Source organism: Oleiphilus sp. HI0132 (assembly GCF_001635845.1).
Genome location: NZ_LWGJ01000384.1, coordinates 1 through 935, shown reverse-complemented (window position 1 = coordinate 935; position 935 = coordinate 1). Strand labels below are relative to the sequence as shown.

Sequence of the window (935 nt, the reverse complement as noted above, 5' to 3'; positions counted from 1 at the left end):
AACTTACTTTCATCTAGGCGGCTTTTAAATCCTTTAGTGTGCTTTCAACACTGCAGTGGTTCACAATCCGTGATTTAGCTTGGTAAGACAGGATATACCTATTTAACTCGCTTAAATTAAGCACTGGCACATTCCCTGAATGTCTAACTCGTACAGAAGAATCTTGGTTCGAGAATACAACCACACCTTGAACCCACGCTCGGCCGTTCTTTTTCTTCAAATCATCAGAAAGTAACCAAACGAGCTTCTTAACTTGTGCGATTGGGTTACGCATCGTTTTAGAATAAGGCGTACCGCCTCGACCTACCTTTTGTACATGCCAATCTTTATCACCTTCTGTTCCATAAATTGAGCCGTTATTGTGTTTCACTTCAATCACAAAAACTGTATCGGGCCCCATTACAATAATATCAGCCTCGTTAAAGCCCGTTCGTGACTTTTCGTTCGGTAGGTCCACTTGGTTATAAATCGTGTATGAGTCAGGTAAATGGCTTAACACATTCATGGTTATGTCTTCACCAACTGCTCCAGCTCTAAGAGTTTGACTGCCGTTTTGGGAGCCCCAAGAAATCAGAGCAAAAACCATGACTATGGCTGCCGCTACTGGGTGTAAAAACAAGGCACCTAGCGCTAATATCAGGCCGACGATCATAACCCCTTTACGACTTTTTCTTTTTTGCGCATCTGCTTCTATTGTTAATTTATTGCTTGTTACGTATTCCAGGTTTGCCATGTTTACTTCCTTTTATTTCAGATTAGTGCTCGGTTCTTATTACGAATAAACTTTTTCGTCTACTCGTTGAATTGGAAATAATATTACTGTGCAGCCTGCAACAAAGTTAGGGACAAGTGAGGGACACGAGTGTTTGGTGTTATAGACACACAAATAGAACCAAAAGAGAAACCAGCTATAAGCATTGGACCTGGATAACCAA

The 935-nt window shown here is 41.2% G+C and carries 1 protein-coding gene; it reads right to left on the bottom strand.

Going from position 1 to position 935, the window contains the following annotated elements:
* Positions 1 to 13: 13 nt before the first annotated feature.
* Positions 14 to 733 carry a nuclease-related domain-containing protein gene (locus tag A3766_RS04680; RefSeq protein WP_068513207.1) on the bottom strand — a complete coding sequence of 240 codons (720 nt, stop codon included), beginning with the start codon at positions 731 to 733 and terminating at the stop codon, positions 14 to 16.
* Between the last annotated feature and the right edge of the window lie 202 nt (positions 734 to 935).